Source organism: Desulfurobacteriaceae bacterium, from assembly GCA_039832905.1.
In the GTDB taxonomy this organism is placed as follows: Bacteria; Aquificota; Aquificia; order Desulfurobacteriales; family Desulfurobacteriaceae; genus Desulfurobacterium.
On record JBDOLX010000077.1, the window covers coordinates 9527 to 14430 of the forward strand.

Below are 4904 nucleotides of genomic sequence, written 5' to 3' on the forward strand. Positions count from 1 at the left end.
GAGTATTTTGGAGTTTCCGTTCCCATTATCTATGACGTTGTAATTAACGAGCTACCAGCATTGAAAAGTGTAATTCAAGAAATTCTAGATAACGTAATAAAGGGAGGTAAAAATGAAAGTTGAACGTTCTAAAACCCTTTTTGAGGAAGCTAAAAAATACATTCCTGGAGGAGTAAACAGTCCAGTAAGAGCATTTAAATCTGTTGGTGATACCCCCAGGTTTATAGCAAAAGCCCAAGGTTCTCATATTTGGGATGTAGATGGAAATGAATACATTGATTATGTATGCTCTTGGGGACCAATGATCTTAGGACACGCCCATCCTGAAGTAATTAAAGCTATTCAAGAACAAGCCGAAAAAGGAACAAGTTACGGAGCTCCAACTGAACTTGAAGTGAAGCTTGCAAAAATGATAGTAGATCTTGTTCCTTCTGTTGAAAAAGTAAGAATGGTTAACTCCGGAACAGAAGCGACTATGTCTGCAATAAGACTTGCAAGAGGTTATACAGGAAGAAACAAAGTAATTAAGTTTGAAGGTGGTTATCATGGTCACGTTGACGCCCTTCTTGTTAAAGCTGGTTCCGGACTTACAACTTTTGGAGTTCCAACAAGTCCAGGAATTCCAGAAGATTTTGCCAAACACACAATTACAGTTCCATTTAACGATATAGATGCCCTAAAGAAAGTAATTGACGAAGTTGGGGATGACGTCGCTGCAGTTATTATGGAACCTGTTATGGCAAACGCAGGTCTCATAATCCCTGAAGAAGGATACTTAGAGAAGGTTAGAGAAATAACTCTTGAAAAAGGTATTATTCTTATCTTTGACGAAGTAATAACAGGATTTAGACTTTCCCTTGGAGGAGCTCAGGAGTATTTCGGAATAAATCCAGATCTTTCTTGCTTTGGCAAAATCATAGGTGGTGGTCTTCCTGTTGGAGCATTCGGAGGGAAGAAGGAAATAATGGACTACCTTGCACCAGAAGGTCCAGTTTACCAAGCAGGAACTCTTTCTGGAAATCCACTTGCTATGATTGCAGGTATTAAAACGTTGGAACTCCTACAGCAAGAAGGCGTTTACGAAAGTTTGAAAAAGAAAACAGAAAAACTTTCCGAAGGTTTGAAAGAGGCGGCTAAAGAAGCAGGAATTTACGACAAGCTCTGCTTTAAGATGATTGAAAGTATTTCAATAGTTTACTTTACAAACAAGGATGTAAAAAATTACCAAGATGCTTTAACATCAAATACAGACGCTTATGCTAAGTTCTTTAGAAAGATGCTAGAACAGGGAGTATACCTTGCACCATCTCAGTTTGAAGTAGCGTTTATGTCAACAGCACATACAGAGGAAGACATAGAGAAAACTATCGAAGCTGCTAAAGTAGCGTTTAAAGAAGTAAAGGATATGCTATAAGAGAGATATAAAATGGGTAAGCTAAAAGATTACATAGAAAAAACTTCCTATATGATGGTGGGGGTTCAGTTCACCCTCGCCATCATAATTGGCGTTGCTATAGGCTACTATCTTGATAGAACCTTTGACATCTTCCCTTTTATGACTATCTTTTGGCTACTAATTGGATTTGCAGCAGGTCTTAAAAACCTTTATAGAGAACTAAAGAAGGTTTCTAAATGAGAGAATTTGAAACCTTTATAAGGAGTTTGTTTTCTATCCTTCTTGTTCTTTACGGGGTAGTCCTTCTTCTCTCAGGACTTTTAACCAACTGGAACACCTATTTCCTCCTTTCTTTCTCTATAGGTTATGGAGTAATGATCCTCGACTATATTTTATTAGTTAAGTTTTCAAGACGAGTACCTATCCTTGTAAAAGCTAACTATTTTCCAAAGTCTGGTTTCTTTTGGAGATATTTGTTTGTTGCATCTATACTAATAGGTACAGCAACCTTGTTTACTCAACTTGACTTCTTTGCTATAATTCTCGCCGTCGCAGCCACCAATGTAGGGCTTATTCTGTCTGTAATAAAACACTACAAGGAGTGGAGAGGATGGAACACGGAAGCATAATCAAGATTGTTGGAATTCCAGACCACGTAACAATGACATGGCTTATGATGGCAGTAGTGCTAACATTCGCCTACATATTCGGCAAGAACCTCAAGAAATTTCCTGACAAAGTTCAGTACGTCTTAGAGTCTCTAACATCTTTTATTGTTTATACCCTTGAAGATGCAATGGGAAGCTACGGTAGAAAGTTTTTCCCACTTATAGCAGGGCTTGCAGTATTTATCCTCTGTGGAAACCTTATGGGTCTTATCCCAGGACTTACACAACCAACTGCAAACCTAAATACAACCTTAGCATTAGCAATAATTTCATTCCTAGTTTACAACTATGAAGGTATTAAAAAACACGGTTTTGTTAACTATATTAAGCACTTTGCAGGTCCTGTCACATGGATGGCACCAATTATGTTCCCAATTGAGATAGTATCTCACCTTTCAAGAATTCTTTCTCTATCTTTCCGTTTATTTGGAAACATGTTTGGTGACGAGATGGTTGTTTTGGTAGCGTTAATGCTCGTTCCATTCTTTGTTCCTGTTGCAGGTGAGTTCATAGTATTTGCCAACAGCTTCCTACAAACGTTTATCTTCTGTATACTAACAGTTGTATACATTGCTACTGCTATAGAAGAGCATGAGGAAGAACACGCATAAAACTTTACAGGAGGTAGCTGATGAAAAAGACTTCTCTCAAGAGCCTACTTTTCACTCTCTTCCTACTTGTAGTAGGAGCTCTTCCAGCACTTGCTGGTGAAGGAAGTGGAGAATCTGGAAAGGCTCTAATCCTTGGTCTCTCTGCTATCGGAGCTGGACTTGCTATCGGTCCTGCCGCTGGTGGAGCTGGTGCTGGACAGGGTCAAGCTGTAAGAGGTGCTTGCGAAGGAATGGCAAGAAACCCACAAATGGCCGGTAAACTCACAACAACAATGTTCATCGGTCTTGCTATTATTGAAGCTCTTGCTATCTACGGTCTCGTTATTGCACTCATCCTTCTATACGCTAACCCACTCGTTGGTTAATAGGAGGGGGCTTTGCCCCCTTTAATATTTTAATCTCTATGCCAAAAAACTCTTGCTAACTTCTGTCCTTCACTATAATTAACTTTAAAATCTCCTTTGAACGCATTATTAACAGCCTCTCCTAAATGTCTTGCCAAGTGCTCACTTGTCGTTGCTATCTCTATTCCATTCTCTGTTTCTTTTGTCCACAAAATTCTTTGAAGAGGTCTTTGGGCCGAAACCTCATCAATCACATTCTTAATCGTATTTAAAATGTCCTCTTTATGTTCTTCAAAGAATTTACCACTTAAGTATAAGAAACCTCCCGGATATCTATCCCTTTTCCTTCTGCACGCCGGACAAAGAGTTTCGTGTAAATCTTTCGGAATCTCTCCATTAATCTGTTCAGGCCACTGCCATCTTCCATCTTTAAAGATTGCTCCACACTCGGGACACTTTGTTGGTTCTGGATACTTCTTTCTCTCGTAGTAAGGATTATCACTTTCCCAAGTATATTCTTTTCTGCCAGCTGGGATATAGCTTTGCCCTCCCATATTTTTCCTCCTTAAGGTTTGATATCTATTTTTTAATTTAGGTTAATTAATATATCGGCGCTATAGGAATGACAGTACTCTGAAGGAATATGCACCCTTTTCTTCTTGCCTTTATTAACTCCCGAGAATCTTTCAACTTCAAGTCTCTAAAAGGAGTTGACTCTACTGAAATAGAGAATTTTTTAAGGAGTCTTTCGTCAGTTTCAAATTTTAAAGAGGCTAACGTAGACTTTGATTTCCTACCAATGGCAACTCCCTCTTTTACTCCAAACCCAGCCATATGCAAAGCTTTTCTTACGCAAGAGGCTGCCGAATATGTAGCAAGTATTCCGTCCTTTTTTATTATTTTTTTTAAACTCTCAAAAAATTCTAAAGTCCAGAGTTCAGGATTCACTTTTGGAGAAAAAGGATCGTGAAAGATAGCATCAGCAAAGTTTATGTACTTGTGTCCAAATCTCTTTACAATCTCTCTACCTTCACCTATATAAATTTTAAGTTTTATTTTTGGAGGAATTGGAGAAAAGTAATTCAAAGTAAAAAAACCTTCTTCAAAGGCTTTATTTCTTAAAGCAACTTTCAAGATTTTCTTCCATCTTTCAAACTTTCCCCAGCGTAATCTCGCGGAATTTTCTATAACTTTAATATCAAACTCAAAACCTACAATGTGAACCTGTGCAGAAGGATTTACCTTAAAAACTGTATCCAGAAACGCTAAACTGTTATAACCGAGTCCGAAACAGACATCAAAGAGGTTTACTTCTCCTTTCCTCGCTTTCTCTTCTATAAGACAAGGTTTACAAAATTTTTCTATAGCCTCTCTAAAAGCCCCAGCAGTAACAGAGTGATAAGGTTCGTTAAACCGTGAAGATATGAAAGTAACAGAACCATCTTCAGTAATGATTTCCCTAATGTTCATAGTACTCTCTTTCTGAATGGTTTATGCATTAATCTGTTATCAGGTAAGAATTCAACTGTAACCGAAAAACCTTTGGAAGAATTTTCAAAAATTTTTCTTATACCCTTTTCAAGCTTTCTAAAGAAAGTTTCTCTATCCTCATACTTAAACTTTAAAGATTTTAGAAGAATCTTTATTTCATAATGCTTTCCCTTCCGGTAAAAATTCACTAAATCCTCAAGAGAAGCATTTAATATTACATTAACTCTACCTTTTAAGTCCCACTTTTCATACTCTTCGAAAATGACCCTGTAATTTCTAATTTCCCCTAAGTTAAAAATAGACTTGCATCTACTACCTATTTTTCCAACCGACGATGAACATTCTAAAGGATAGTAAGCAAGAAGCACAGTTCCCCTTTCCAAACATAGATTCC

General features: G+C 37.6%; 8 protein-coding genes. 5 read left to right on the forward strand and 3 right to left on the reverse strand.

Going from position 1 to position 4904, the window contains the following annotated elements; genetic code table 11:
* The first annotated feature begins 112 nt into the window (after positions 1-112).
* Genes hemL through atpE form a run of 5 tightly spaced genes read left to right on the forward strand, consistent with a single transcriptional unit; the run spans position 113 to position 3040 of the window.
* A complete protein-coding gene (gene hemL, locus ABGX27_05665; GenBank protein ID MEO2068982.1) occupies positions 113-1414 on the forward strand; it encodes a glutamate-1-semialdehyde 2,1-aminomutase in 1302 nt (433 codons plus the stop codon).
* Positions 1415-1426: 12 nt separating this feature from the next.
* Positions 1427-1636 (forward strand): AtpZ/AtpI family protein, encoded by a 210-nt coding sequence (locus ABGX27_05670; protein MEO2068983.1) that lies wholly within the window; start codon positions 1427-1429, stop codon positions 1634-1636.
* Positions 1633-2025: a hypothetical protein gene (locus tag ABGX27_05675; GenBank protein ID MEO2068984.1), complete on the forward strand. Its 393-nt coding sequence runs from the start codon at positions 1633-1635 to the stop codon at positions 2023-2025. The genes ABGX27_05670 and ABGX27_05675 overlap by 4 nt, the downstream gene beginning before the upstream one ends.
* Positions 2007-2675: a F0F1 ATP synthase subunit A gene (atpB, locus tag ABGX27_05680; GenBank protein ID MEO2068985.1), complete on the forward strand. Its 669-nt coding sequence runs from the start codon at positions 2007-2009 to the stop codon at positions 2673-2675. Before ABGX27_05675 ends, atpB begins: the two co-directional genes overlap by 19 nt.
* Before the next feature lie 20 nt (positions 2676-2695).
* Positions 2696-3040 (forward strand): ATP synthase F0 subunit C, encoded by a 345-nt coding sequence (gene atpE / locus ABGX27_05685; protein ID MEO2068986.1) that lies wholly within the window; start codon positions 2696-2698, stop codon positions 3038-3040.
* A 29-nt stretch (positions 3041-3069) separates the two neighbouring features.
* Here the strand turns inward: atpE and ABGX27_05690 are convergent, their stop codons facing one another.
* The 3 genes from ABGX27_05690 to ABGX27_05700 all read right to left on the reverse strand — a co-directional run.
* The gene (locus tag ABGX27_05690; GenBank protein ID MEO2068987.1) at positions 3070-3573 is read right to left on the reverse strand and encodes a BCAM0308 family protein; all 504 of its coding nucleotides are present in this window, start codon (positions 3571-3573) and stop codon (positions 3070-3072) included.
* A gap of 46 nt (positions 3574-3619) precedes the next feature.
* On the reverse strand, positions 3620-4489 hold the full coding sequence (locus ABGX27_05695; protein MEO2068988.1) for an MnmC family methyltransferase: 870 nt from the start codon (positions 4487-4489) through the stop codon (positions 3620-3622).
* The coding region (locus tag ABGX27_05700; protein ID MEO2068989.1) for a hypothetical protein at positions 4486-4904 on the reverse strand (419 nt) is incomplete at its 5' end. The genes ABGX27_05700 and ABGX27_05695, both read right to left, overlap by 4 nt.